Source organism: Moorena sp. SIO4A1, assembly GCF_010672065.1.
Lineage (GTDB): Bacteria > Cyanobacteriota > Cyanobacteriia > Cyanobacteriales > Coleofasciculaceae > Moorena.
Genome location: NZ_JAAHHX010000963.1, coordinates 1 through 1,132, shown reverse-complemented (window position 1 = coordinate 1,132; position 1,132 = coordinate 1). Strand labels below are relative to the sequence as shown.

The following is a 1,132-nucleotide window of genomic DNA, read 5'->3' as shown; positions in this document are numbered from 1 at the left end:
GGCTTTCCAGACTTTGTCAGCACTGCGCAGGCGTCCGAGAACATCACCAGGTAACTGGGATAGGATTTGTTCGGTTTGACTCATGGATGTTGGTTGATACTTAGATGCTAAGACTTTCTCTGTTTTATTTTAAATTTCCACAAGGCTCAGAGGCTGATGCGATTGACCGTAGGTCACGCTACGCGATCGCACTTAAGCATTCAGCTATCAGCTATCAGTTATCAGCATTCAGCATTCAGCTATCAGCTATCAGTTATCAGCATTCAGCATTCAGCATTCAGTTATCAGTTATCAGTTATCAGTTATCAGTTATCAGTTATCATTTATCAGTTATCAGTTATCATTTATCAGCTTAAGCGCTACGCGAACAGCCATTGGCCGAAGGCTCACGGCTGACCGCTGACCACTGACGGCTGACCGCTGATTGCTGACCGCTGATCGCTGCATGCTTACGTAGAATCCATCAATCGTGCTCTACAGCTTAAGAGCATCGAAATCTTGAGATTTGTAACAAAATCACTATTCCCAAAACAAAGTATGACAAATTGTCATACTTGAATATTAAAATAATTACCACGACGAAATATTCGTCATTGTTTTGATGCAAAGTGCGAATGGGGGTTTCCCCCTGTTGCCTTGCTCAATCGCTCGTTTAGCCAAAGGAAGCTGTATCCGCCGCCCGGCTTCCTCCCCGCCCAAACTAGGATGGGGTATTCAGCGGCAAGTGAATCAAGAAAATGTTCAAAAAACTAGGTTTAGTTCTTGCTAGTCTCTTACTGGCCATCGCCACCTTTGCGATGTCCGTAGCACCTGCTACTGCAGCTACCGTAGAAGTGGACATGGGTTCGACTAAAGGTTTTCCCATGCAATTTGTTCCTAATGAAGTTACCATTTCTGCTGGAGATACCGTTAAGTGGGTTAATAAGAAGATGTTTCCTCACAACGTAATCTTCGAAGGAGATGCAGCAGACAAATCTCACAAAAAGTATGCCTACAAACCAGGTGAATCCTTTACAGCCACATTTGATCAGACTGGAACTTACAAGTATTTCTGCGCACCCCACCGTGGTGCAGGTATGACTGGCAAAGTTATTGTGAAATAGTCGCATCAATTAAGTAATATATCTCTAGG

Annotated in this window: 2 protein-coding genes; both read left to right on the top strand. The window is 43.8% G+C overall.

All coding sequences use genetic code 11. From position 1 onward, the window contains the following. Window positions 1-156: 156 nt before the first annotated feature. Window positions 157-396 carry a hypothetical protein gene (locus tag F6K53_RS44485; protein ID WP_293087343.1) on the top strand — a complete coding sequence of 80 codons (240 nt, stop codon included), beginning with the start codon at window positions 157-159 and terminating at the stop codon, window positions 394-396. A gap of 341 nt (window positions 397-737) precedes the next feature. Further along, window positions 738-1,103 carry a plastocyanin gene (gene petE / locus F6K53_RS44480; protein WP_293037064.1) on the top strand — a complete coding sequence of 122 codons (366 nt, stop codon included), beginning with the start codon at window positions 738-740 and terminating at the stop codon, window positions 1,101-1,103. The last annotated feature ends 29 nt before the right edge of the window (window positions 1,104-1,132 follow it).

Bases quoted from the DNA above. Each gene is read 5' to 3' on its own strand.
- petE (WP_293037064.1), top strand. From the start codon at position 738: ATGTTCAAAAAACTAGGTTTAGTTCTTGCTAGTCTCTTACTGGCCATC.
- F6K53_RS44485 (WP_293087343.1), top strand. From the start codon at position 157: ATGCGATTGACCGTAGGTCACGCTACGCGATCGCACTTAAGCATTCAG.